This window comes from Novosphingobium sp. SG751A, assembly GCF_013149295.1.
Classification (GTDB): Bacteria; Pseudomonadota; Alphaproteobacteria; order Sphingomonadales; family Sphingomonadaceae; genus Novosphingobium.
Genome location: NZ_JABGCB010000003.1, coordinates 1 through 23,398 on the forward strand (window position 1 = coordinate 1; position 23,398 = coordinate 23,398).

Annotated in this window: 21 protein-coding genes and 1 pseudogene; 12 read left to right on the forward strand and 10 right to left on the reverse strand. The window is 63.2% G+C overall.

All coding sequences use genetic code 11. From position 1 onward, the window contains the following. Nucleotides 1-88: 88 nt before the first annotated feature. The 7 genes and pseudogenes from FHW96_RS04400 to FHW96_RS04430 form a co-directional block, all read right to left on the reverse strand. A pseudogene (locus tag FHW96_RS04400) lies at nt 89-463 on the reverse strand (ParB/Srx family N-terminal domain-containing protein); the annotation flags it as partial. 172 nt (nt 464-635) lie between these two features. Then, nucleotides 636-1,832 (reverse strand): DUF932 domain-containing protein, encoded by a 1,197-nt coding sequence (locus FHW96_RS04405; RefSeq protein ID WP_172339356.1) that lies wholly within the window; start codon nt 1,830-1,832, stop codon nt 636-638. Between the two features lie 209 nt (nt 1,833-2,041). Next, nucleotides 2,042-2,551, reverse strand: coding sequence for a GIY-YIG nuclease family protein (locus tag FHW96_RS04410; RefSeq protein WP_172339357.1), 510 nt, complete (start codon nt 2,549-2,551; stop codon nt 2,042-2,044). 18 nt (nt 2,552-2,569) lie between these two features. Next, entirely contained in the window at nt 2,570-3,493 is a 924-nt protein-coding gene (locus FHW96_RS04415; RefSeq protein WP_172339358.1) for a phage exclusion protein Lit family protein, read from the reverse strand. A 43-nt stretch (nt 3,494-3,536) separates the two neighbouring features. Next, the gene (locus tag FHW96_RS04420) at nt 3,537-4,952 is read right to left on the reverse strand and encodes a hypothetical protein (protein WP_172339359.1); all 1,416 of its coding nucleotides are present in this window, start codon (nt 4,950-4,952) and stop codon (nt 3,537-3,539) included. 51 nt (nt 4,953-5,003) lie between these two features. Beyond that, nucleotides 5,004-5,921: a hypothetical protein gene (locus FHW96_RS04425; protein ID WP_172339360.1), complete on the reverse strand. Its 918-nt coding sequence runs from the start codon at nt 5,919-5,921 to the stop codon at nt 5,004-5,006. Between the two features lie 12 nt (nt 5,922-5,933). Continuing rightward, nucleotides 5,934-6,488 carry a hypothetical protein gene (locus FHW96_RS04430; protein WP_172339361.1) on the reverse strand — a complete coding sequence of 185 codons (555 nt, stop codon included), beginning with the start codon at nt 6,486-6,488 and terminating at the stop codon, nt 5,934-5,936. 94 nt (nt 6,489-6,582) lie between these two features. On the opposite strand from FHW96_RS04430, the gene FHW96_RS04435 reads away from it, so the two are divergent. From FHW96_RS04435 to FHW96_RS04490, 12 genes are all read left to right on the forward strand, one after another. After that, complete coding sequence (locus FHW96_RS04435; protein WP_172339362.1) at nt 6,583-7,218, forward strand: hypothetical protein; 636 nt, start codon at nt 6,583-6,585, stop codon at nt 7,216-7,218. Then, on the forward strand, nt 7,215-8,552 hold the full coding sequence (locus FHW96_RS04440) for a hypothetical protein (RefSeq protein ID WP_172339363.1): 1,338 nt from the start codon (nt 7,215-7,217) through the stop codon (nt 8,550-8,552). The genes FHW96_RS04435 and FHW96_RS04440 overlap by 4 nt, the downstream gene beginning before the upstream one ends. A gap of 66 nt (nt 8,553-8,618) precedes the next feature. Further along, nucleotides 8,619-9,212 carry a DUF6088 family protein gene (locus FHW96_RS04445; protein ID WP_172339364.1) on the forward strand — a complete coding sequence of 198 codons (594 nt, stop codon included), beginning with the start codon at nt 8,619-8,621 and terminating at the stop codon, nt 9,210-9,212. Beyond that, nucleotides 9,205-10,221, forward strand: a complete 1,017-nt coding sequence (locus FHW96_RS04450; RefSeq protein ID WP_172339365.1) for a nucleotidyl transferase AbiEii/AbiGii toxin family protein — start codon at nt 9,205-9,207, stop codon at nt 10,219-10,221. The genes FHW96_RS04445 and FHW96_RS04450 overlap by 8 nt, the downstream gene beginning before the upstream one ends. 25 nt (nt 10,222-10,246) lie before the next feature. After that, nucleotides 10,247-12,199 carry an AAA family ATPase gene (locus FHW96_RS04455; protein ID WP_172339366.1) on the forward strand — a complete coding sequence of 651 codons (1,953 nt, stop codon included), beginning with the start codon at nt 10,247-10,249 and terminating at the stop codon, nt 12,197-12,199. A 4-nt stretch (nt 12,200-12,203) separates the two neighbouring features. Beyond that, entirely contained in the window at nt 12,204-14,183 is a 1,980-nt protein-coding gene (locus FHW96_RS04460) for a UvrD-helicase domain-containing protein (RefSeq protein WP_172339367.1), read from the forward strand. A 120-nt stretch (nt 14,184-14,303) separates the two neighbouring features. After that, on the forward strand, nt 14,304-16,259 hold the full coding sequence (qatA, locus tag FHW96_RS04465; RefSeq protein ID WP_172339368.1) for a Qat anti-phage system ATPase QatA: 1,956 nt from the start codon (nt 14,304-14,306) through the stop codon (nt 16,257-16,259). Nucleotides 16,260-16,263: 4 nt separating this feature from the next. Beyond that, a complete protein-coding gene (gene qatB, locus FHW96_RS26585) occupies nt 16,264-17,163 on the forward strand; it encodes a Qat anti-phage system associated protein QatB (protein WP_305849679.1) in 900 nt (299 codons plus the stop codon). After that, nucleotides 17,160-18,533 carry a Qat anti-phage system QueC-like protein QatC gene (gene qatC / locus FHW96_RS04475; RefSeq protein ID WP_172339369.1) on the forward strand — a complete coding sequence of 458 codons (1,374 nt, stop codon included), beginning with the start codon at nt 17,160-17,162 and terminating at the stop codon, nt 18,531-18,533. Before qatB ends, qatC begins: the two co-directional genes overlap by 4 nt. Further along, entirely contained in the window at nt 18,530-19,297 is a 768-nt protein-coding gene (qatD, locus tag FHW96_RS04480) for a Qat anti-phage system TatD family nuclease QatD (protein WP_172339370.1), read from the forward strand. Before qatC ends, qatD begins: the two co-directional genes overlap by 4 nt. Then, nucleotides 19,294-20,364 carry a PIN domain-containing protein gene (locus tag FHW96_RS04485; RefSeq protein ID WP_371815628.1) on the forward strand — a complete coding sequence of 357 codons (1,071 nt, stop codon included), beginning with the start codon at nt 19,294-19,296 and terminating at the stop codon, nt 20,362-20,364. Before qatD ends, FHW96_RS04485 begins: the two co-directional genes overlap by 4 nt. A gap of 286 nt (nt 20,365-20,650) precedes the next feature. Continuing rightward, nucleotides 20,651-20,794 carry a hypothetical protein gene (locus FHW96_RS04490; RefSeq protein ID WP_172339371.1) on the forward strand — a complete coding sequence of 48 codons (144 nt, stop codon included), beginning with the start codon at nt 20,651-20,653 and terminating at the stop codon, nt 20,792-20,794. Nucleotide 20,795: 1 nt separating this feature from the next. On the opposite strand, the gene FHW96_RS04495 is transcribed toward FHW96_RS04490, so the two are convergent. From FHW96_RS04495 to FHW96_RS04505, 3 genes are all read right to left on the reverse strand, one after another. Then, nucleotides 20,796-21,251 carry a hypothetical protein gene (locus FHW96_RS04495; RefSeq protein ID WP_253950737.1) on the reverse strand — a complete coding sequence of 152 codons (456 nt, stop codon included), beginning with the start codon at nt 21,249-21,251 and terminating at the stop codon, nt 20,796-20,798. A gap of 96 nt (nt 21,252-21,347) precedes the next feature. After that, a complete protein-coding gene (tldD, locus tag FHW96_RS04500; RefSeq protein ID WP_172339372.1) occupies nt 21,348-22,775 on the reverse strand; it encodes a metalloprotease TldD in 1,428 nt (475 codons plus the stop codon). Between the two features lie 94 nt (nt 22,776-22,869). Continuing rightward, the gene (locus tag FHW96_RS04505; protein ID WP_172339373.1) at nt 22,870-23,073 is read right to left on the reverse strand and encodes a zinc-finger domain-containing protein; all 204 of its coding nucleotides are present in this window, start codon (nt 23,071-23,073) and stop codon (nt 22,870-22,872) included. Nucleotides 23,074-23,398: the final 325 nt, after the last annotated feature.

Below are 23,398 nucleotides of genomic sequence, written 5' to 3' on the forward strand. Positions count from 1 at the left end.
CGGGCAAGGGCGGATGCTGGCCATTCCTGCACCAAAACCCCCAAGTCCTCACCCGCGCCATTCACCTGGGAAGCGTTTTTACACAGCCTCGGTCGAGAGGGTGCAACGGCGCGCGCTGGACATTCTCGGCGAGCGAGTCCTCCTCGGCGATGCCGCTGTCGCGGACGATGCACGGCACCGGCGCGGTCTTGGCGAGGCGCTTCTGTTTCACGAGTAGCTCCAGCGCCCGGTAGCGCCGGCCACCAGCCGGAATCTCGAACATGCCGGTCTCGACGCCGGCCTGATCGACGACCGCGCGCACGCTGAGGCCCTGCAACAGGCCGCGGCGGGCGATATCGTCGGCCAGCTCCTCGATCGAGACGCCGGCCTTCACCCGCCGGACGTTCGACTGGGAGAGCAAGAGCTTGTTGAAGGGAATGTCGCGCGAGGGCGAGAGGGTGATCTTCTGAACAGTGGTAGCCATCGGGATGTACTCCGCGACGAGAGCCGAAAGCCTCTCTCTCGGCATCAACTCGTCACGAAGCGCAGCGCCGCCCTCTCACTCTGGAGGGCAGCGCCGCGGGACCGACGATCAGGAAAGAGGGAACGGCACGGAGCCGGAGACTCGTAAAGCCGTGTCTCCGGCTTTCTGGGAGTCAGGCCGCCCGATCGAGAAGCTTCTTCGCGCGCGCCTCGAGATCGAGCCGCGCGTCCTGCTGGGTCTTGCCGCGGGCGACCGCAGTGATGCCCTGCACGAAATCGAACACGCTTTCGGGCTTACGGCCTTCTTCGGCCAGCACTGTCTCAATGATCTTTGCCGTCTCGGTCTTCGAGAACCCGCGCTTGCGCAGGAAATCGCTACGATCCTCGTCGCTACGCGCCACGATCTTCTCGCGCGCCGCCTTGATGCCGTTGACGAAGGGCAGCGGCGAGGAATTGGCGAAGCGGGTCAGCGCTGGCGCCGCCTCATGCGCGAAGCGCGAGGCGGCATATTTCGAGTGGCGGATGGTGATCTCCTCGAAATCCTCGACCCCCCACAAATTCCGGTTCTGGCAAACGGCACGGAGATAGAAGCTCGCCATGCCAAGCGTCTTCGCGCCCACCTCGGAATTCCAGCAGTAGAAGCCGCGGAAATAGAGGTCTGGCGAGCCATCGGGCAGCCGGCCGGCCTCGATCGGATTCAGATCGTCGACCAGGAAGAGGAAGACATCCCGGTCCGAGGCATAAAGGGTGGTGGTGTCCTGGGTGATGTCGACGCGCGGATTGTAGACCCCCGTCGACCAATCTAGCACGCCGGGCACCTTCCAGCGGGTGTCGCCCGTGCCGTTGCCGGCGATGCGCTGCACGGCCGCGACCAGCTCGTGGTCGAAAATGCGGCCATAGTCGGGCCCGGTAACGGCGCGCAGCTCGACGCGGCCATCTTCGATCTCCAGAGTCTTCACCTGCTCGGCGCGATGGGAGGTCAGCCCGTATTGCAGGTTGATTCCGGCGAGCGGCGCCGGAAGCTGGCGAAGATAGGCCGCCGGCGCGCCAACCAAACCGGCGAGCTGGCCGAAACTCCAATGGGTGAGCGCGATCGGCGCATCCGACCCGGGCAGCATAAGCGCCAGGCGCTCGGCATCGTCGCGGTTGGCGTCTACCCGGATCGCCGCGCTCTCGAGGGTTCTGGTGCGGCTCCGCTCGGTCCGGCCAAGGACGGCGGCATAGAGGTCCGACAGGGATAGGTAGCGCTCGTCGGCCGGCCGCGAGAACCATTCCGACGATACGCGGCCGATCCGCTCGCCGCGGTTCACATCCACCTTGTAGCCGCCAGCGCGGTCGCGAGCGGCGTCCAGAATCTCCACATGCGTCATGGCTAGTCTCCACGACGGGCGCCGGAGGCCTCTCCTCCAACCCTGAACCCGTCACGGAAAACCCGTCCGCACTCTCACTCTCGGGGCGTTGCGGGGGGTCTCCCCGCAGAAGGGGTCGGTCGAGACGCAAGGCTCGACCGCAGGGGAAGGCCTTCCCCAAAAGCGTGAAGCCGGAAATCAGGATGTCAGGATCGGCGACGTTCCGGCTTTCAGGCCCAATCTTCCGGAGGCTCGTCATGCGGATCGAGTTCAGAAAAGTCGGTCAGCGTGTCGCATCGGATGCAATGGTACATCTGCGAAGCTTCCTGGAAGTGCATGCCGCACAGGCATCCGCAAAAGGGGCAGCACTCGTCGATTTCCAGATCGGCCCATTCCCATACGCCGAGATATTCGGGGATGGCGTCGCGGTCATATCCGACGATCTGGAAGGCGTCGGCGTTCTTGGCGACGAACCCGTCACGGCCCGCGCGCTGGAGAATGGGTAGAATGTCGGCCGGCTCGATGGCGAACCACTCTCCACGTACCCGGGTCGTCCCAAAGCGCTGGTGCAGGTGCTGTTCGAGCTGGAAAGGGTCGGACGTTTCGATCCACCCGAGCAGCCGCAGCTCCAGAGGATTGCCGGTCTGGAGGTTACGCTTGCGTGCATCAATGTTCTTCGCCACGCCGATCTTGATCGGGGAGCATCCGTTTTCATCTTCGCCAATGAAATAGACCGGCACGTCGCGCTCCTTGCGGCGTTACCGGAGCCGGTCGAGCAGGATCTCGACCATCTCCTGGTTTGAGTTCGCGACAATGTCGAGCGGCCGGTTCTCCTGGCGCATCAGTGCGATCAGGAGACAGGCTGTGAACAGCCAGAAGGAAGAGCCGGCAGGAAGGCTGTAGCCGCTGATCATCGCGGTCAGCCGCTCGGCGATCGGCGGATATTGCCGATTGCCCCAATGGGCGTGGGTCGGCGTCATCGCATGGATGATCACGGCCGCGAGCGCTATCCCCATGGCGCGCTTCTGCTGGACTTCGGCGAAGTCATGCCCGTGCTTCTTCGCATAGGCCGCAAGGCCGCTCGTCATGAAGTCGCGGGCATAGGTGTCACAGGCGATCTCCTCTTCGGGCAGTATCGAGGGGGCACTGTTGTCGGCGCAGTACATGACGTGTCGGAATTCGTGCAGAAGCGAGAAAGCCAAGGCGAAAGCCACGAGATCGAACGCCGTCATGTGCTGGGCGTCGCCCAGGCTTTCACGATCGGAAGTCGGTTCGGGGATATCCGCCGGCCAGGAGATGTCGGCGGTCTGCTCGGCCGCAAGGAGGGACTGGGCGCTGGCGATGCGTTGCTTGTAGTCGAGCTCATACTGTCCGCGCTCTTCGTCGAGATCGAGCGCCTGGCTGAGCGGCATCCTACTCGAAGTCGCCATAAACAATGCCGGCATGTACACTTCGACGGCGCGCCAGGCGCTGAAGCCGAGCAGCCAGAAAAAGTCGATCGTCTTGGTATCGAACTGGATGCGCCTGGCATCGGCGTTCATCGTAACACCCTTGGTGCTGGACGCGACTTCAACGGCATGGCCATACTGGCTCCAGAGGCTGCTGATGTCGTCGGCGCGCTCGGGCACGGCGCCGCGAAGGAGATGGAGAATAATTGTCCGGTCGGACGGCTCGGTCGTCATGCCTGTGGTTTCTCCAAGTGAGGGAATAGGGCGGGCACCCCGATCATGACGGCACGCTTTCGTCAGGCGTGCCGCCCGTCGTCTGGGCTTCGCCGGCCATATGCAGACGGGTCACCGAGGAGAGGACCGAGTTCGCCCAGATGGTGCTGCACTCGATGTCGCCATCGCGTTCGAACCAATGGGTCGCGCCTGGAATGAGGTCGAACCGGATGGGGTGGGTGGCCAGCGGATTGTGGAACACCTCCAACTCCTGGCACCAGGCTTCGCCCCAGGGCCAGAGCGCCTGATATTCGTCGCTGGCGACCGACAGCTTGAAGTCGATCGGCTCCAGCGCGCCCGGGGTCCGGTCGAATAGGATGCCGCTCCGGACCATCGTCAGACCGGGAGGGCGCCAGCCGGCAAGGAAGCCCATCCGGTTGAACTTAGCGAGCGTTGCCGCATTGCTGAAGATGACGGCCGACAGGTGGGCGAAGTCGGGATCGCGGAAGAGCCCCGCCGGGATGCCATGCTTGCCCGTCAGGTTGGCGATTGGCGTCCCGACCGCGCGCCGTTCCGCGCCTTCTCCTTCGATATCGGCGCGTAGCCCGTAGAGATAGGTGGGTAGGGCCTCGCGGCTCCAGACCATCGAACCGGACTCGTGAAAATCCGCCAATGCGAGAGCGAAGGACTGGCCCTTCACGTGGTCCATCTCATGATAGTTGCGCTGGAGCTTGCCTCGCAGCGTTTTCGCGAAGCGCTCGGCCGGACCTCCCGTCAGGCGTTCGTTGCGATCCTCCGGCGCATGCACCCAGTCGCCGATCCCGCCGGCGCGTGGGGTCTCGGAGTTCGCCGTCACCGCCTCGACCCAGCAGGTGTCGCCCTCTTTCTCGATGAAGAAGTCGGGCGAGACATGATCTTGCAGGACGCTCAGGCCCTGTTCGCGAAAGCAGGCGAGAAGGTAGAGTTCGAACAGCCGGGAGGCGAAGTTGCCGGTCTGAAAATCCGGGACGAAGTTCGCGTCAGGACTGGGAAGCGCGAGATAGCATTCGCCGATCGCCATCAGCGCCGGCAGATGGCTGATGGTGGTCGTCAGCAGATCGAATTCTGGCGATGTCCCGCGCGCTCCGGGTTTCACCAAAAGCGGGCGGCGTCTGGCCCCCGGCGGCAAGGGCTCCGGCGGATCGCCGGCGCGCATGGCGATGCTGAGGCGGTCGAGCGCGGCCTCCGGGGTGGAATAGGGGCCGCCTTCATCGACCTCGATCCAGCAGTGATCGACACGCCGGCGCATGGCGAGGCTGGTGAAGGTCCCTTGCTCCGGATCAAGAAGGATGCAGCCGCTCGCGCTGCCCCGTCCGGCCTGATAGGCGCTGAAGATATGGGCGGGGTCGAAATTGGGACCGTGTTCGAGCGACAGCGCATAGAGTTCGAACTGGCGCTGGCTGATCGGCGTGATCAGCCGCGGTTCATCGGCTGGGGCCATGGCCGGCCTCGTCGTTCCGCAGGCCGCAGCCGCGCACATTAGCCCTCGTCATCACGACGCCTCTGCCGGGGCGAGGATATCGCTGGCTTCCCATCCCTCGCCCTGCCGGGCCGTCACGAACTCACGATCCCAGACACCCCAGTTCGTGGGCAATGGAACCTGTGCCAGCGGATTGTGGACATAGGTGATTGGCCGGACCTGGCGCGAGAGGTTGCCGAGGCCGACCCGTGACCAGATCACGCCCGAGATGTCGGCGAAGCGCTCGTCGATGAAGGCCGTGCGCGGGATCGGATTGCGCTCGCGGTGGATCAAGGGCGCGGCGTGAAACCCCTCTTCGAGGACATCGCCGGTGTCACGGTCGATGGTGATGAAGGCGTCGCCGATCGGGAACAAGGTCGTCATGATGAGCGGCAAAGGCTGTTCGGCGACATAGACGCCGAAGCGGCTGGCGCTGATCGCGATGATACGGGTGTCTTCCGGCGCGATCACGCCCTGCTCGATGTAGCGGCCGATCTTCTGCGCCTTGGTCCAGAACGCGCTGGAGGTCCGAAGCTGCGCCTGGCGAATAGGCGCGGCGGCAAGGCCACCGCCTTCATTGATGGGCACAGGGCGCACGATCTGGTCAGGACCCGGAGCGCCTTCGTCGGGGGTGATGGCCTCGACCCAGATGCGGCGACCGCTTTCGAGGACGCACAGGTCCGGCTGGCCACCTTCGCGCTGACGGTCGACGACGGGCAACAACGTCCGCCCCGCCTCGAGCAACGTGCAGCCCAGATACATTTCCCAGAAGCGTCCATCGACGTCGCGGGCGAAGCCCTGTCGGAAGTCGGGATCGGCATAGGGCTCGTAGCGCGCCCACATCTCCTGCAGCATGGCTTGAAGCTGCTGCTCGAAGGGAGACTCGGCGGCTTTCAGGTTCTGGAAGCCGAGATCGAGATTGGCGCCGTCGACGTCGAAAAGGTCGCTCATCTTCGGCTCACCTCATGCCCGGCGCAGCATCCGCGGGACCTGCACGCGGTGATAGCCGTGGGAGTGGACCTGCTGGCGAAGCTGCTTGATGTCGTTGACGCCGAAAGCCACGGCGGCCTTCAACGGGCTGGCGAAGGTCGCATAGAAGGTCCAGCGCGAGCCGGCGGGAAGCGTCGGGTTTTGCCGCCGGTCGGTGATGACAACGTCACGCGGATCGCTGCTGTTGCGGAAGGCATGGAAGGTGAACCAGTCGGGCCGGCGGTAGCGCGCCGCCTTGCTGAAGGGCACGGACTGGACCTTCACGTCGGTCTGGTCGAGCACCCAATCACGCTGCTCCAGGATCTGCCGCACCATGTGACCGACCATCTGCTTGACGCGATCGGCCAGAACCTCCTCGCGGAACTCGGCGAGGAGCTGCTCCTCGATGCCTTCGACGGCGGGCTTGCTCAGTTCCGACGCGGTTTCGAGACGGGCGACGTTGTCGTCCCGCGTGAGGAAGCTCCAGATGCGCTGGCCCAGCTCGGAGTCATAGAGCGAGGCGAATTTCTCGGGGCGGTAGGTCAACATGAGCGTCCCTCCTTTACCGGGCAAATATGGACGGTTATAAACTCATGTCAATGGCGGGCGACAAGCGCCCGCTGATGCCGCCGGGGAGGCTGGGTTGGACTTCGAAGATCTCGTGACGGCCTTGGCGCCGCCGGCGAACAGGGTCGGAAAATCGGACGGTCCGCACGAACATCATCTCTACGAGGGCGCGGTCATGCTCGCCTTCGCGATGCATCTGCTCCGCACGCAAGATGCGCGGGACGTCCGCATCCATCCCGATGGTGAACACGGAAAGCAGCTCGACTTCACAGCCTGGCTCGGTCGGCGTGACTTCGCGAAGATTTCCAGCATCGGCAGCACGACCTATGGCGGCGCCTATCGAAACCCGGCTGGGCAGACGATCACCGTCCATCCCAAATCGGGGCTCGGCGATGTCGTCGCCGAGGTCGGCAACCACGTCATTTTGGCCGAGTGCAAGGGCGGCATCATTAACACGCGACACCCGGGCCAGGTCTCGCGGCTCTACCGCGGCCTGTGCGAGACGGTCGGGCTGCTGATGGCGACGCCGTCGCAGGGGCGTCAGATCGCCGTGGTCCCGCTGACCGAGGGCACGTTGCGCCTGGCTGAGCGGCTTGCGCCGCGCTGCGCGTTGGCCGGCATTGAGATCGCCCTTGTCGGCAGCCGTGGCGAGGTCATGAATGTGAAACCGGAAGCAACCGGCGAATTGACGGCGGAAAGGATCGCCCGATGAGCGAAGCGGCGAGCGGTCCCAGCGACGCGATGATCTCGGCAATGTCGGACCTGTGGCGGCTGCGTCCGCCAGGGCCCGACAATATCCTGGCTCATCCGGCCTTCGAGCGACTGCGCGAAGCCTGCCGTGACGACTATCCGAACGCCGGCAAGAAGGGGCCGGGCTTTGCGCTTTCGGCCGCGTTACGCGCGCTCGGCCTTCCTTGTGGTCTGCGGAAGGAGACGGCCCATCTGTCCTTGCCGGTGGAGGAGGCGGCAAAGGGCCTCGACGCGGCGATGCGGGCGACCAGCGCCAAACGCAGTCACCTCGTGCCGCTCGATCTGGCCGATGACCTGCCGTCGATCGCGTTCGGCCCCGCGAAGCTCGGCCGGCTGACGGCGGATGAACTGCGGACCCTCGTTGATGAGGCCAGGCTGAAGCGGCTCTATCCGCGGCAGGATTTCGACGCCGAGCGCTTTTCCGAATTCCACTGGCTGGTTGTCGAGGAGACGGTGGTGCTCGACCAGGAGCCCGAGGCGCGTGCCGTCCCGGTGCTGTTTATGGACCTGAGCCAGGACCTGGGGCAGATCGAACCGCATAAGGGGCGGTTTCCCGGCGCGGTTGAGGAGGCGCTGTTCTTCCTGCTGCTGGCGCCGTGGGAAAGCTGGTCGACGATGGCGGAGGTCGACTGGCGCGGTTTCCGCGTCCCTTGGGTCTATACCGTTGATGGCGACATCTTCGCTCGCCTCAACACGCCGCCGTCCCCCGACACGCTGAGCTGGGAGGATCGTATCTACGACGACGGCTATGGCGGGACTTATGAGGAGGAGCGGCCGGTCGAGCTGCGCCTCGAAGACGCCGCCGCAACTGAGTTGCCGGTCTGGGATCACAACCGCTGGGCGATTGTCGAACAGGCGATGCAATCGGTTCTGTTCGAAACGCCAATCGTTCACTTCCTGGTCCGCGCGTTCCTGGCGGAGGGCGTTGACGAGTTTCTGGCGCATATCACGACGATCGAAGCGGCGCTGGGCCTCCGCGCCGACTATCAGAAGAATTTCCGGGTGGCGCCCGATCGCCACAAGGGAATGAGTCCCACGAAAAGGATGCGAGGCCGTGTCGCCGGACTGCTGGGCGGCCGTCGCTACGCCGATCAGTATGAGCAGCTCTTCGACGTGCGCAGCGCCTTCCTGCACGGCCGCGCGATGGCAGCCATTTCGACCAAGGAACGGGTGATGGCCCGTTCGCTGGCTCGGGAGGTGGTGGAAGCGCTGATCCTCGCCACCCAGGCCGGCCCTATTTCTTCGCGCGAGGACTTTCTCGACGGCCTTCTCGATAAGGGCGCGCCGCTCCTCTAGCCGGTAAGCCACGCCAAGGTTGAAAACTGTCAGAAAACTGTGTATATTTCTGACAGGAGAATCGCCATGCAGCGCCTGACCGAACAGATTCTTGAGCACGCGAAGCGGCTGCCGGAAGGCACGCCGGTCGCGGCTAAGAGCTTGCTCCACCTTGGCAATCGCGCCGCGGTGGACCAGGCCTTGTCGCGTCTGGCCGAGCGAGGCCAACTGCTTCGGGCCGGACGTGGTGTTTATCTGCTGCCGGTCACGAGCCGGTTCGGCACCCGGGCGCCGTCGGTGGAGCAGGCGGTCGAGGCGCTTGCCGCCCAGCGCGGCGAGGTCATCGTCTCAAGCGGTGCGGCGGCTGCCAACAGCCTCGGCCTTACGACGCAGGTACCGGTCCGGTCGGTTTATCTGACCTCCGGGCGCACCCGGAAGATGAGCCTCGGCAAGCAGACCGTCGAGCTTCGCCACGCTCCTCGCTGGCAGCTCACCATGGCGCATCGGCCGGCGGGACAGGCAGTGCGGGCGCTTGCCTGGCTCGGACCTGAGAGAGCCGAGTCGGCCCTCCAGACCCTGAAGCGCAAGCTTCCGCCCGCCGCGTTCAGCGAGCTGGTAGCGGCGGCGCCTCAGCTTCCGACCTGGCTTGCGCGCAGCGTGGGGAAGGTCGCGCATGGCTGACGCCTTCCTCCTCCTTCCGGCCGAGGATCGCCTTGAAGCCTTGAGCGTCGCTGCCGACCGCTCGGGCCGACCGGCGCACCTGCTGGAGAAGGATGCGTGGGTGGTGTGGGCGCTGGCGACGCTCTACGGCTCGCCGCTCGGCGAACATCTGGTCTTCAAGGGCGGCACTTCACTATCGAAGGCCTATGGCGTCATCCGGCGGTTCTCCGAGGACGTCGATCTGACCTACGACATTCGCGCGCTCGCCCCCGACCTAGTCGGCGACAACGGCGAGGCGCTGCCGAAGACGCGGAGCGAGGAAAAGCGCTGGACCAGCGCAGTGCGCGAGCGCCTGCCGCAATGGGTAGCGGAGGCCGTTCAGCCCGTCATCGCCGAAGCACTGGCGGGCGAGTCCCTGTCGGCCGTGATCCGTGTCGATGGTGAGAAGCTCTTCATCGACTATGAGGCGACGACGGCAGGCTCGGGGTATGTCTCGCCGAGCGTCATGCTCGAATTCGGCGCCCGCTCGACGGGCGAACCTGCGAGCCCGCGCGATGTCACCTGCGACGCGGCCGGGCTGGTGGATGGCGTGGTCTTTCCAACCGCTCGGCCGAGGGTCATGCATGCCGAGCGGACTTTCTGGGAAAAGGCGACCGCGATCCACGTCTTTTGCCTTCAGGAGCGGCTGCGCGGTGATCGTTTCGCACGTCACTGGCACGACGTGGTGCGTCTCGATGAAGCCGGGTTTGCGGCGACGGCCTTCGCAGATCGCGAGCTGGCCAACGCCGTGGCGCGTCACAAGGCGATGTTCTTCGCCGAGAAGGCCGCCGACCGATCTCAGATCGACTACACCTCAGCCGTGAACGGCGGTTTGCAGCTCGTGCCAGCCGGCGACGGCGCGAAGGCCCTCGCGGAAGATTACGCGCGAATGGTCGACGATGGGCTCCTTCTCGATGAAGCCGAGCCTTTCGAGACGCTCATGGAGCGCTGCGCAGACATCACCGCGCGAGCCAACAGCGCGGCAGGATAAGAAAAAAACGAGCTGGGAGGCGACGGTGTACATTTCCGAAATCTATGCGAGCGGCTTCCGGTGCTTCGATCCGACCGCCCCGCTGCAGCTTAAGCTCTCGCCTGGTCTCAATATTCTCGTGGGACCGAACGACGCCGGAAAGAGTGCGATCATCGACGCTGCTCGCTACGTACTGTGGACGCGTGGCGACGACTATATCCGGCCGGACGAGCACGATTTTCACGTCGACGGCGATGGCGCACGGGGTTGCGACTTCATCGTTCGCTGCACCTTCGACGATCTCAGCGCGGACGAAGAGGCTCGGTTCCTCGAATGGTGCACCAACGAAAAGGGGAAGCTCCGTCTCCACGTCTGTATGCGGGGCGCTCGGCGCGTTTCTCCTGGCGGTGGCAGCATCGTCTCCAGCCAGCACCGCGCTGGCACCGAAGGCGAAGGCCTGCCGCTCGACGGAGAACTGCGCGAGTATCTGAAGGCCACCTATCTCAAGCCTCTGCGCGACGCCGAGCGCGAGATGCGAGCAGGGCGGCGGTCGCGCCTGTCGCGCATCCTCGGCGCGATGCCCACGATGGGGCCGCAAAGCAAACCCGCTGCGCAGGGCGGCGATGCAACGCTCCATGACACGCTCACGGCGGCTGACGTGGCCGTCCGAAACAACGCCGCGGTTGGCGGCGTCGCGAGCAGCGTCAACACGGATTTCCTCGACAAGCTGTCATTCGTGGATGATCGTCTCGTCGCGACGCTGGACCTCGGCGCTGGCGGTTCGTTTGATCAGATTCTTGAGCGGTTCGAACTCTACCTGAATGCCAAGGTAGGCACCGAGCGTATCCAACGCGGCCTGGGCTACAACAACCTGCTATTCATGGCGGCAGAGCTGTTGTTGCTCCAGTCCCATCCCGATCAGGTGCCATTTCTGCTGATCGAGGAGCCCGAGGCGCATCTGCATCCGCAACACCAGACGCTCTTCATGGAAGTGCTCGCGGCTCGTGCTGCCAAGCCGGACCCCGACAAGGGCGAGACCCATCAGCAGGTCCAGGTGCTACTCACCACCCATAGTCCTCAGCTTGCGGCCGGCGCCGAGCTTGAGACCATGACGATGATCGTCGGCCACCGCGCCTTTGCGCTGGGCGCGACCCATACCCGGCTCGAAGTGGACGATTATGAGTTCCTTCGTCGGTTCCTCGACGCGACGAAGGCAAACCTGTTCTTCGCCCGCGCGCTGATTGTCGTCGAGGGCGACGGTGAGCACCTGTTGCTGCCAGCAATCGCTGAGAAGCTCGACCGTCCGCTTAGCCGTCACGGCGTGTCGATCGTCAATGTCGGCCACCGTGGGCTGTTTCGCTACAGCCGGATTCTGCAGCGTAAGGCCGGGAACGCTATCCCGGTGCCCGTGGCGCTGATCCCCGACAGGGACATCCCGCCGCCCGAAGCGAAAGACCTTGTCGGCGACCGCAAGACCGAGAACGAGTTGACCCAGGACGACATCGCAGCGCGGCTGAAGACGCTGCGGCGCGACGTCGGAGACCCTGTCGACGCTTTCATCGCTGATAGCTGGACTCTTGAGTTCGATCTCGCGCTCCGGCCCGAGCTTGCCGAGAGTGTTCATCAGGCAGTCCAACTCGCAAAGACCAGCAGTCGCAAGCCCGAGTGGCTTGCGAAGATTGTGGAGAAGGCCAGCGAGACCTACGCGGGTTGGAAAGAGGCGAGCCTCTCTGCGACCGAGATTGCCGTCAAGATCTACCAGCCCGTCCATGACAAGGAGGCCTCCAAAGCCGAAGTCGCCGAGCAACTCGCCGCAATACTGCGCAAACGCAGCGATACGCCGGAGCAGATGCGCGATCGACTCCCGCCTTATCTGGTGCGCGCGATCGACTACGTGACCGGTGGCTATGTCCCCGGGGCACCGGCGATCGCTGCCGATCCGGAAGACGAAGAGGTTGGCGTCGCTGGAATGGACGGCGCCGCGGCGGCGGGGGCATAGCGCAATGTTCGAGATCCTGCCGCTCACGCCTGAACTGCTTGCTGAACTTGGTGACGAGCTGGGCGGCTGCGATTTCACCGATCCTAGCCAGATCGACTTCTTGGCCAAGGCCGCTCCCTGTGACGTGCAGGCGGCGCCCGGCAACGGCAAGACGACACTGTTGGCGGCGAAGCTCGCGCTGCTGTCGCGCAATTGGACGACCCGCAGGCGCGGCGTATGCGTCATCTCGCACACCAACGCGGCGCGGACCGAGGTCGAAGATTTGATCGCCAGCCATCCGACTGCGGCGCGGCTGATGGTCTATCCTCATTTCACCGGCACGGTCACGGCATTCATCAACCAGTATCTCGCCTTGCCCTATCTTCGAGGCCTGGGCTGGCACGTGCGCCAGATTGACGACGATGCTTTCGCGGCCGAGGCGTTGCGGAGCTATCCGTCGTTCTGGGCACTGAAAAAGCAAGCCGAGAGGGCCAGCGCAACTGTCGCCAAATGGGTTGGTAATCTCACGCTCGATCCAGCCTTCGATGACGTAAGGCAAGAACCCGAAAGCCTGGTAGTGCAGCGGCAAAAGGGTCAGCATGGTGCTGATACAGATTGCGGCAAGGCGCTATCAAAGCTCAAGGCCGCGATGGTCAAGAGTGGGATCTATCGCTATGCCGACATGACTGCGCTCGCGTGGCGTGCGCTCCGTGAAAACCCGGGTTTGGCCGAGCGGCTTCGCGATCGGTTTCCGCTCGTCATTCTTGATGAGGCGCAAGACACGCATGGCGACCAGCTCCGGCTGCTGGAGCACGTGTTCAAGCAAGGCGGGGCGGCGTTCCAGCGTCTCGGGGACAGCAATCAGACGCTATACGAGGACGATGGAGCTGCACCGGCATATTGGACGCCGGGCGCCGACTGCATCCCTCTCGATACGAGCCGCCGGTTCGGCGGGGAGATCGCCAGTTTTGCAAGCCGGCTGACCGCGCGCCAGGCTCAGACCATTGTCGGGCTGGGCCCACGGCCGGCGTCGCGGGTGATGTTCCTGTTCGATGAAGCTTCGATCGGTAGGGTTCTCGGAGCCTTCGCCGAAGAAGCACGCGCGCTGTGGGGTGGCGATTGCAGCACGCGCGACGTTTGGGCGGTCGCGTCGCGCCACAATCTGGCCGGCAAGAAAGGGGCATGGCGGCCTAAAAGTCTCGTCGACTATCATCCCGCATATCGCAGTGAGGGCGGGTCTCGATCAAAAGCGAATCTCTTTTGCCGGCAGCTTCAGAAGGCTGCCGTGCACTATGCCGCGGCGCGACCGCCCGCAGAGGTCAGTGAGATGCTCGCCGCGGGGGTGTCGGGACTGGCGCGGGCTCATGGTTGGAAAGCGGCGAATGATCGTCCGATCACCGCGCAAAATGTCTGGGCGGCGCTGGCGCATCGCGACCTCGGGTTGCCCCGCACTGTACGTCGATTGTTGCGGGACCATGTGCTTGCCGGCGCTGCGGTTTGGGAAGAGGCGGCATGGCTGGCATTTATGGAAGCGTTGCTACCACTGTTCAGTCCGGCTCCTCAGGGCTCCGAGGGCGAGATCGCGGACTTTTGCACCTTTGTCGCCGAACAGAAGGCCGATCTTGCCGACCCCGAGCGCCGCTCCACGAAACAGGTTCAATTCGACGATCTCACGTTGCGGCTGGGGTCGATCCACTCGGTTAAGGGTAAGAGCGTCGATGGCATTCTCGTCCTTGAGAGCGAGATTTGGAAAGGCAATAGCGCGGACGAGCAGTGCATCGACTTGACCACGGTGCTTCCGCGTGCGTTCGGCGTTACCAATGCGCCATTCACCGGGGTGGGGCTCACCGCCGCGACAAACGTCTTCGTTGGCGTCACCAGGCCCCGCGAGCTGCTCGGGCTTGCGCTGCGCAAATCCGAAGCAATGGCCTTGATCGGGCCCGCCACAGACCAGGGATGGAAACTCGTCGATTTGGTCGCGCAGGCCGCGGAGCTTGGGCAATGAGCGGGCCAGTGTAGACCAGCGGATTGGAGGCGTCGGTGAATTTGGTTGGCTTAATCAAGTATATTAAAAGAAAAAACGGCTGAGGCTGTGGCCCGCGTAATGTAGGCGAAGGGGGGAACTATGTTCTTGAACGATCAGGAGACGGCGACCGATCTCCTCTACTATGAGGCCATCGCAAAGACGGTCGTCACTCTGATCCGCAAGACGCCCGACGCGCCGGTGACGATCGGCGTCCACGGTGATTGGGGCGCAGGCAAGTCAAGCGTTCTCAAAATGCTGGAGGGCGCCTTTGCGGAAGACGATCGTGTCCTCTGCCTCTGGTTCAACGGTTGGACGTTCGAGGGCTTTGAGGACGCAAAAACGGTCGTCATCGAGACCATTGTCGACGAGCTTCGTCGCGCCCGTCCGACGTCGACGAAGGTGGCCGACGCCGCGAAGAAGGTCCTGAAGCGGGTGGACTGGCTGAAGCTTGCTCGCAAGGCTGGCGGCTTTGCGTTTACGGCGACGACCGGCATCCCGACCTTCGATCAGGTCAAGGGCCTCTATGATGTTGCCACCTCGTTCCTGGCCAAACCCCAGGACCATGTCTCGATCGAAGATCTGAAGGGGGTCGCCGAAAAGGCGGGCGAGTTCCTCAAGGAAGCGCCGGACGAGAGCGATAATCTTCCCGAGCACATTCATGCCTTCCGCGAGGAGTTCAAGGAGCTTCTCGACGCCGCCGACATCGACCAGCTCGTCGTCATCATCGACGATCTCGACCGGTGCTTGCCGAAGACGGCGATCGCGACGCTCGAAGCGATCCGCCTTTTCCTGTTTGTCGAACGCACCGCCTTTGTCATCGGCGCTGATGAACTGATGATCGAGTATGCAGTGCGCGAGCACTTCCCCGACCTGCCGCCCAGCTCCGGCCCGGTAAGCTACGCGCGCAATTACCTAGAAAAGTTGATCCAGGTTCCATTCCGAATTCCCGCGCTGGGTGTCGCCGAGACGCGCGTGTACGTGACCCTTCTGCTGGCGGAGAACGCGCTCGGCTCGAAGGACCCGCGATTCCTCAATCTGCTCGCATCGGCGCGGGAAGATATGCGACGGCCGTGGAAGAGCCGTGGCCTCGATCGAAGGACCGTGGAACAGGCCATGGCAGGCAAGATGCCGCCCGACGTAGATCAGGCACTCGTGATCAGCGCCCACGTGACGAAGATCCTAAGCGAGGGCACGCGCGGCAATCCACGCCAGATAAAACGCTTCCTCAATTCCATGATGTTGCGACACGCCATTGCCGAGGAGCGCGGTTTCGGTGCCGACATTCAGCGCCCGGTGTTGGCCAAGATCATGCTCGCCGAGCGGTTCTATCCGGATTTCTACGAACAGATTGCACGCCTCGCGGCTAATCACCCTGATGGCCAACCCGAGGCGCTGCGGCGTTTCGAGGAGCACGTCCGGGCGCCCGCGCCGGAGGAGGACGACGACGAGAAGCCTGCCGCGAAGGGCGGGCGTAAGGCTGCGCGCTCGGCACCTGCACCTCTCCCGGCCGAAGCCATGGAATGGGAAAAGAACGAGTGGGCGAAGGGCTGGGCGGCAATCGACCCACCGCTAACGGGCGTAGACCTGCGGCCTTATGTGTTCGTCACGCGTGACAAGCGTAGCTCGTTGGGCGGGCTGGCCGCCGCAAGCCATCTTGAGGGCCTCGTCGAGAAGCTGATGGGGCCGACGATGATGGTCCGGGGCGCCGTCGGCGAGATCGCGAAACTCACAGGGCCAGAGCCCGAGGAGGTTTTCGAGGCAATCCGTGGCCGGATCCTTCAGGACGACAACTTCGCGGCCAAGCCCAAGGGGGCGGACGGCCTCGTCCGTCTGGTCGAGGCGCATCCGGCGCTGCAACGCCGGCTTTTGGAGTTCATCCGTGAGTTGCCGGTGGCCAAGGTCGGGAGCTGGGCGGCGTCGAGCTGGGGGGCGTGCTTCACGGACACGGGCATCGCGGCGGAGTACCAGACGACGCTGCGATCATGGGCCGAGCAGACGGAAAACTCGATTCTGCAAAAGGCCGCGCAGGGCATCAGCAAACTGCAGCGGGGTTGATCGGATGGGCACGTCAAAAAGCTACGGCGGACCCTCAAGCGGCCTCGTTCCATCCTTCGTGGACGACCCGACGCCGCCGACCCAGCCTCGACCTCCGGCAACAGCGCCGGTGAGTCCGAATGCACCGGGCGCGCCCGGCGGACCGTCATTCCCGCAACCGGGACAGCCGGCAGCGCCTGCTATTCCGGGCGTTCCGAGCACGCCGTCGCGTCCGGATACGAAGGGCACCGGTAGCCTTGGTGGCGCTCGCGGTAATTTCACGCGTTTCGCAAGGACCGGCAGCCGTAGTGCGCTCGGAAGTGCGCTGTCGGGCTATGTACGCGGCAGCACCGGCGGCGCCCGACGGGCCGCGCGGCGCATGGGCTCATCCCGCGCCACAGCTAGCGGATTGTTGGGCGTTGTTCGTGACTTCCAACGTCTCGGACCAACCGAAACGCTTCGTCAACTCAACTTGGCCGGATTGGCAACGCAGCCGGCGGCAGATGTCTTCGTAGCGATTCTGGAATTTATCTGTCCACCAGGCGGCGCGGTCGACGACGCGATCGCTCGGCAGGCGATGCTGGAGACGATCGGCGATCTTGCCGAAGCGGGGCTGGGCAGCTTCGATACACTTACGCCGGAGCAGCTCCAGGACGTCTTCCTGGACTTTATCTCGCGTTCGATCGAAGGGCGGGTGATGGCAGACCTCGGCGGGCGGGGCATTACCTTCCCTGATGACATCGCTGCCGTGGAAAGCGCCCAGGCGCAGCTTCATGATTTTGTCGAGGGCGCAACGCGCGGTCAGCTCGCCGGAAGGCTCGAAAGCCTGGAGCGTCTGTCTGACCGCGATATCGAGAATGTCGTCAACCAGATTTACGAGACGGCTTTCGAGCTGGTTGCCGTCGCCGGGGAGGCCGCAGCATGAGGCATCATACTATCATTGCGCGGCTTGGTCTGGGAGACGGCACAAGCATTTCTCCGAGCCGTGTGGATACACAAGAGACGGAGATCAACTTCGTCGATGGCGAGTTCCGTTTGGGCTATGGGCTGGGCCAGGCGTTGGATCAACTCTGTGAGCTTGGCCTTCGCCCCTCCGAAACAGCGGTCGATCTGGCGCTTTTGGCCGCGGCGATCACTGCCGCCGATACGCGTATCTCGCGTGCCGCTGACGCACAGGACGCCTGGACCCGCGAGATCGACCTCCACTTGCCGGTATATGATGCCGCTCGCTGGCAAGGGCTGGCGCCATTGATCGCGACAACGCTTAACTTCCTGACCGGCGACCGCTGGGGCGTCTATTTTCGTTCTCGCGCCGCCGGCGCTCGCGATCTGGCGCCCAGACCGACGAAGCTGCGCACAGCTAACCCGACAACGGTCTGCCTGTTTTCGGGCGGGCTGGACAGTTTCATTGGTGCGATCGATCTGCTCGCGCGCGGTGAGGCGCCGATGTTGGTGAGCCACTATTGGGACGGCATCACCAGCACGCACCAAGCCTATTGCGCCGAGGTGATGAAGCGTCGCTTCGGCGGAACAACGCTTCATCACATTCGGGCAAGAGTGGGATTTCCGACCGACACGGTGGAGCATTCTGCGGTCGAGGACACGCTGAGGGGGCGTTCATTTCTGTTCTTCTCGCTGGCGGTCATGGCGGCCGACGCGATCGGCGGCGACATGGTCGTGCATGTGCCGGAGAATGGCCTGATCTCGCTCAACGTGCCCCTGGATCCGCTCCGCCTCGGAGCACTTAGCACTCGCACGACACATCCGTTCTACATGGCGCGCTTCGAGGATCTACTCAAAGGCCTCGGCCTGAGCGTCCGACTGGAAAATCCCTACGCCTTCATGACGAAGGGCCAAATGGCGAAAGAATGCGCCGACATCCCGTTCCTCCGGAAAGAAGCGAAGCACACCATGTCGTGCTCGTCGCCTGGAAGTCGCCGCTACGATCCGGACCCGAATGAGAGGACCCCCAAACATTGCGGACGTTGTGTGCCGTGTCTCATCCGGCGCGCTGCGATCCTCGAGGGTTGGGGCACCGACGATACGTCGTACCGCATTCCCGATCTTCGAGCGCAGGTCCTCGATACAAACAAGGCGGAGGGCGAGCATGTGCGCTCCTTCCAGCTTGCGCTATCGCGCCTCGCACGAAAGCCTGGGCGAGCCCGTTTCGATATTCATCGACCGGGGCCATTGATCGATCATCCTGGCAAGCTCTCCGATTATGAGGCCGTCTACGTCGCCGGCCTGCAGGAGGTCGGCAGACTATTGCACGGCGTCCAGGCCCGTCCGCTATGATAGTGACATCCAATCAATCGGCCGCGCGCTGGGTCGATTTCCACTGCCACGTCGATCTCTACAAAGACCATTCGGCTCTTATTGCCGAATGCGATCGAGAACGCGTGGCGACGCTTGCGGTCACGACCACGCCGAAGGCTTGGCCGCGAAACCGGGAGCTTGCGGCGAAGTCGGCGCATGTCCGGATCGCCTTGGGGCTACATCCGCAGCTCGTCGCCGAACGCGAGAATGAGTTGCCGATCTTCGAGCGCTACCTCTCGGATGCACGCTATGTAGGCGAGATTGGCCTGGACGCCGGCCCTCGCTTCTATCGGAGTTTTCCGGCACAGGAGCGGGTGTTCGAGCGCATCCTCCGCGCCTGCGCTGAACAGGGCGGGAAGATACTAACCGTCCATAGCGTCCGCGCAGTCGGTAAAGTGCTGAATCATATTGAAAGCTCCCTGCCGCAGGACCGGGGACGCGTTGTCATGCATTGGTTCACCGGCACGTCGGCCGAAGCCCGTCGGGCGGTCGCGCTCGGCTGCTATTTCTCGATCAACGGAGAGATGCTGCGCTCACCCAAGCACCGACAACTGGTTGGGAGTCTTCCGCTCGACCGTTTGCTGACTGAAACCGACGGGCCGTTTGTGGAGAGGGATGGGCAGCCACTCAGGCCACGCGATGTCGGCCACACGGTCGCCGAACTGGCGGAAGTTCGGAACGTTTCGGCGAAGGCCATGGAAGACGCGGTTCTCCAGAACCTAAGACATCTGGTGAGCGCGTGAACGTGCAAGGCAAACCAAACAAAGAAGGCGAACTCGTGCTGCATCTCTTAGTTGATACTTGCGTGTGGCTCGATATGGCCAAGGATTATCGCCACCAGCCGACGCTCGCCGCTTTGGAGCAAATGATCGAAGCCGGCGAGGTTGACCTGATCTTGCCGAAGCAATCAGTTGATGAGTTTGCTCGTAACAAAGACCGTATCATCCGGGAGAGCGGGAAGAGTCTCAGTAGCACCTTCAAGCGGGTCAAGGAGGCCGTGCGGCAATTCGGCAAAGAAGAAGGCCGCGAGGAGGCCCTGGCCAGCTTGGATGATGTCGACCACCGCATCACCATACTTGGCGAGGCCGTTCACGAGAGCGTCCAGCGGATCGAGAAAATCTTTGGCCAGGCAGAAGTTATCGAGACGAGTGACGCGGTAAAGCTTCGAGCTGCAGAGCGTGCGGTTGAAAAACGTGCACCCTTTCACAAAGATAAGAATAGCATCGGCGATGCTATTCTCATCGAGGTTTATCGCGAAACTCTGTCTGAAGCTGACAAAAGCTCGAGATACGCGTTCGTAACGCATAACAAGCACGACTTTTCTGACATGGCGCGCGACGAGCGTGAGCCGCATCCAGATCTTGCCGCCCTGTTTACAACGGGACAGTCCAGCTACTCCTTGGCCATCGGTGAAGTGCTGAACGCGTATGCGCCGGACTTCATGGAAGAGGTGAAATGGGAGTTTGAATACCGTGAGGAACCTCGCCTGCTGAGCGAGATCATGGAAGCCGAAAACCTGCTATTTCGTCAGGTGTGGTACAATCGTCATTGGAATCTTAGATCGGCGATTGAAAGCGGTAAGCACAAGGTCGTCAGCGAAGCGGAATGGAAAAAGCACCCCGAACGCCATCAGCGGACGACCGTCGATGCCGTCTGGGAAAAGGCGTTGGCTGCTGCAAAGCGAACGGAGGACGAGGTCGGCTTGGAAAACCTTGGACCCTGGAGCGATTTTGAGTGGGGCATGCTGAGCGGCAAGCTAAGCGCTTTGCGGTGGGTGATGGGCAGCGAATGGGATTTTCTCGATACGTGACGTCGAGACTCTGGGTCGACATGGCAATGGTGAGGTGTGTCTGATAAGGTTACCGACGGTACTTTTCGGTGCTGCGTGATTTGAGTGCTTGGGCGATCGAAACTGAAAATTCGCGCGGCTGATCTCGATAGATGCCGAAATCACGCAAAAAATTTTTCGATCAAATTTACCTGAAAAATCAACATCGTAGCTTTTTGACGGCCCGCGAGTCGGCTTTTCACTCGCCTCCCAAAGAAAACCCCATATAGATCAATGCGTTAACTTGGTTTTGAACAATTGAATGGGAATGATCGGTCACGAACCGAAACCGGAAAACAAATCAGCCAGCGGGGGGATCCCTCGCTGGCTGATTTATATGTTCGCGGGCAAAATGGCGTTGGCGATGGCCATCGTCGCGGGCGTCATCTGGTGGGCGCATCGCGCGCCCTGATTCAGCCTGCGGGATGGGCCGGAGCAGCCGGGGCCGGTGCCACCTTGGGCTTGGTATAGGGCACGAATTCGCCAAGGCCCACCGAACCGCGCCACCACATGCCCGCACCGCCGCCGCGCGTGGCCAGTTGCACGATATCGACGCTGCACAATTGCGATCCCCAGGTCTTGGTGATCAGCACATCGTCATCGTCCAGCGATTGCGGATAGGGCGGGCGGTTCACATAGATCGTGCCGCCCATGTCATAGACGATGGCGGTTTTGTCGATGATCGTGGTCGAACGGATCTCGGTCAGGTTGATGCAATTGACGGGCTTGCCCGGCACGCGATCCTTGATGATCTTGGCCAGTTCCTGATCGGGGGTCAGGCGCTCGCGCGCGTTAACCGCCGGGGCGGCCAGAACGGCCAATGCGCCGCCAGCCAGAGCGGCGATGCGAAGCATGGAACGAACAGACATTTTGCCTTCTCCTTAGGCCTGAAGCGCCCCCTTCAGATTGACCATTCTACGCCCTGTCGGGGCCATCGTCTATGATTCTGGCGTCCATGATTCGGGTTAACCCGTGCCGCCTACGGTCAGTCCCTCGACCAGCAGTGTGGGCTGGCCCACGCCTGCGGGCACGGACTGGCCGCCCTTGCCGCAAATGCCCACGCCTTCGTCCAGCGCCAGATCATTGCCGATGCCGGTCACACGGGTCAGCACGGAGGGCCCATCACCGATCAGCGTCGCGCCCTTGATCGGCGCGCCCAGCTTGCCATTTTCGATGCGGTAGGCCTCGGTGCAGGAAAAGACGAATTTGCCGCTGGTGATGTCCACCTGCCCGCCGCCAAAGCTCTTGGCGAAGATGCCGTTTTTGACGCGGCTCAGCAATTCGGCGGGGTCATCATTGCCCGCGCGCATAAAGGTGTTGGTCATGCGCGGCATGGGCGCATGGGCGTAATTCTCGCGCCGTCCGTTGCCGGTGGGGGCCACGCCCATCAGCCGGGCGTTGAGGCGGTCCTGAAGATAGCCCTTGAGAATGCCATCCTCGATCAGCACATTTTCCTGAGTCGGCGTGCCTTCATCATCGACCGTGAGCGAACCGCGGCGACCCGCGATGCTGCCATCATCGACCACGGTCACGCCGGGGGCCGCGACCCGCTCGCCCAGACGGCCCGAGAAGGCGCTGGTGCCCTTGCGGTTGAAATCGCCCTCAAGCCCGTGGCCCACCGCCTCATGCAGCAGCACGCCCGGCCAGCCCGGCGCCAGCAGCACGGTCATTTCGCCCGCAGGCGCCGCCACCGATTCCAGATTGACCAGCGCCTGCGCCAGCGCGGCGTCAATGGCGCGGTTCCACGTTTCCGGCTTCATCAGGTCGTCGTAAAGGTAACGCCCGCCGATCCCGAAGCTGCCTGTCTCGCGCCGCCCGTTCTGTTCGGCCACGATCGAGACGTTCAAACGCACGAGCGGGCGAATGTCTGTAACGGCATCAGCATCGGCGCGCAGGATCTCCACCACCGACCACGACCCGGAAATCGAGGCCGAAACCTGCGCCACGCGCGGATCGCGGGCGCGGGCGGCAGCGTCGATCTGTTCGAGCAGCGCAACCTTGGCGGCAAATTCCACCCCGTCGAGCGGCGAGGTATCGGTGTAAAGGTGGCGGTTGGTGCGCACCGGCGGGGCGGATCGCTGGCCGCTGGCCGGATCGAGCAGCGTCAGCGTTTCGCCAGCGCGCGCAATTGCGGCGGCGGAAATCTCGTTGGCATGGGCAAAGCCGGTCATCTCGCCCGAGACCCCGCGCAGGCCGAAGCCTGCCTCGCGGCTGTAATCGCAGGTTTTCAGCCGCCCGTCGTCGAAACCAAAGGCTTCGGACGCGATGAATTGCAGGTAAAGCTCGCCATCGTCGCATTGGGCCAATGTGCGGCCCACCAGAGCGCGGGCCTCGTCGGGTTCAAGCTGGCCGGGACGATAGAGCAGCGAGCGGGGATCGGCAGAAAAGGTCATGCCGTTGATATAGACCGATGCCGCCGCGGCGCAATGGCGCAGCGACGGTTATCTGACCAAGGGCGCGGCGCTTATCCCGCCAACGCCTGTCGCATCAATGGTGGGCGTGCGCCTCATCCAGCACAAAGCGCTTGTCGCAATAGGGGCAGTCCACGAAGCCACGCTCGTCGATTTCGAGATAGACGCGCGGATGACCCAGCGCCGAGGGCTTGAACGTGCCATCGGTGCGGATCGCTTCGGCGCCATCGCAATGAACGCGGGTGGTGTGAACAGTGACGGTTTCGGGCTGGTCGCTCATGGGTCAAGGCCAGTAGCAGGAGTTTCGCGCGATTTCCAGAGCCTGCGGGCGTGTTTGTTGACTCGGAAAACAGCCCGCGCGATTTCCCCTGATATCAGCCATCCCGCCTCCTTAAGACAATTTGTTACTTGGCTTTGCGTGATTTATCTCCTTTGCCAAACTGCATGAACCCCGTTAAGGGTGGGCGCACGGGGCCGAATTTTGCGTAAGTAAGCGTGCGAGGCCGATGCTGGGGTCATTCCTCGCCGCTGATGGGTTGCCTGTCCCTGTGTCTTTCGACACGGAAGGGCGGCCGCATAGGTGAGGTCGAATAAGCATGCGTCAT

Excerpts from the sequence above, each read along its gene's own strand:
- qatA (WP_172339368.1), top strand. The coding sequence starts at position 14,304 with ATGTTCTTGAACGATCAGGAGACGGCGACCGATCTCCTCTACTATGAG.
- FHW96_RS04405 (WP_172339356.1), bottom strand. The coding sequence starts at position 1,832 with ATGACGCATGTGGAGATTCTGGACGCCGCTCGCGACCGCGCTGGCGGC.
- FHW96_RS04450 (WP_172339365.1), top strand. The coding sequence starts at position 9,205 with ATGGCTGACGCCTTCCTCCTCCTTCCGGCCGAGGATCGCCTTGAAGCC.
- FHW96_RS04415 (WP_172339358.1), bottom strand. The coding sequence starts at position 3,493 with ATGACGACCGAGCCGTCCGACCGGACAATTATTCTCCATCTCCTTCGC.
- qatC (WP_172339369.1), top strand. The coding sequence starts at position 17,160 with ATGAGGCATCATACTATCATTGCGCGGCTTGGTCTGGGAGACGGCACA.
- tldD (WP_172339372.1), bottom strand. The coding sequence starts at position 22,775 with ATGACCTTTTCTGCCGATCCCCGCTCGCTGCTCTATCGTCCCGGCCAG.
- FHW96_RS04430 (WP_172339361.1), bottom strand. The coding sequence starts at position 6,488 with ATGTTGACCTACCGCCCCGAGAAATTCGCCTCGCTCTATGACTCCGAG.
- qatD (WP_172339370.1), top strand. The coding sequence starts at position 18,530 with ATGATAGTGACATCCAATCAATCGGCCGCGCGCTGGGTCGATTTCCAC.
- FHW96_RS04460 (WP_172339367.1), top strand. The coding sequence starts at position 12,204 with ATGTTCGAGATCCTGCCGCTCACGCCTGAACTGCTTGCTGAACTTGGT.
- FHW96_RS04495 (WP_253950737.1), bottom strand. The coding sequence starts at position 21,251 with ATGTCTGTTCGTTCCATGCTTCGCATCGCCGCTCTGGCTGGCGGCGCA.
- FHW96_RS04505 (WP_172339373.1), bottom strand. The coding sequence starts at position 23,073 with ATGAGCGACCAGCCCGAAACCGTCACTGTTCACACCACCCGCGTTCAT.
- FHW96_RS04420 (WP_172339359.1), bottom strand. The coding sequence starts at position 4,952 with ATGGCCCCAGCCGATGAACCGCGGCTGATCACGCCGATCAGCCAGCGC.
- FHW96_RS04440 (WP_172339363.1), top strand. The coding sequence starts at position 7,215 with ATGAGCGAAGCGGCGAGCGGTCCCAGCGACGCGATGATCTCGGCAATG.
- FHW96_RS04425 (WP_172339360.1), bottom strand. The coding sequence starts at position 5,921 with ATGAGCGACCTTTTCGACGTCGACGGCGCCAATCTCGATCTCGGCTTC.
- qatB (WP_305849679.1), top strand. The coding sequence starts at position 16,264 with ATGGGCACGTCAAAAAGCTACGGCGGACCCTCAAGCGGCCTCGTTCCA.
- FHW96_RS04490 (WP_172339371.1), top strand. The coding sequence starts at position 20,651 with ATGATCGGTCACGAACCGAAACCGGAAAACAAATCAGCCAGCGGGGGG.
- FHW96_RS04445 (WP_172339364.1), top strand. The coding sequence starts at position 8,619 with ATGCAGCGCCTGACCGAACAGATTCTTGAGCACGCGAAGCGGCTGCCG.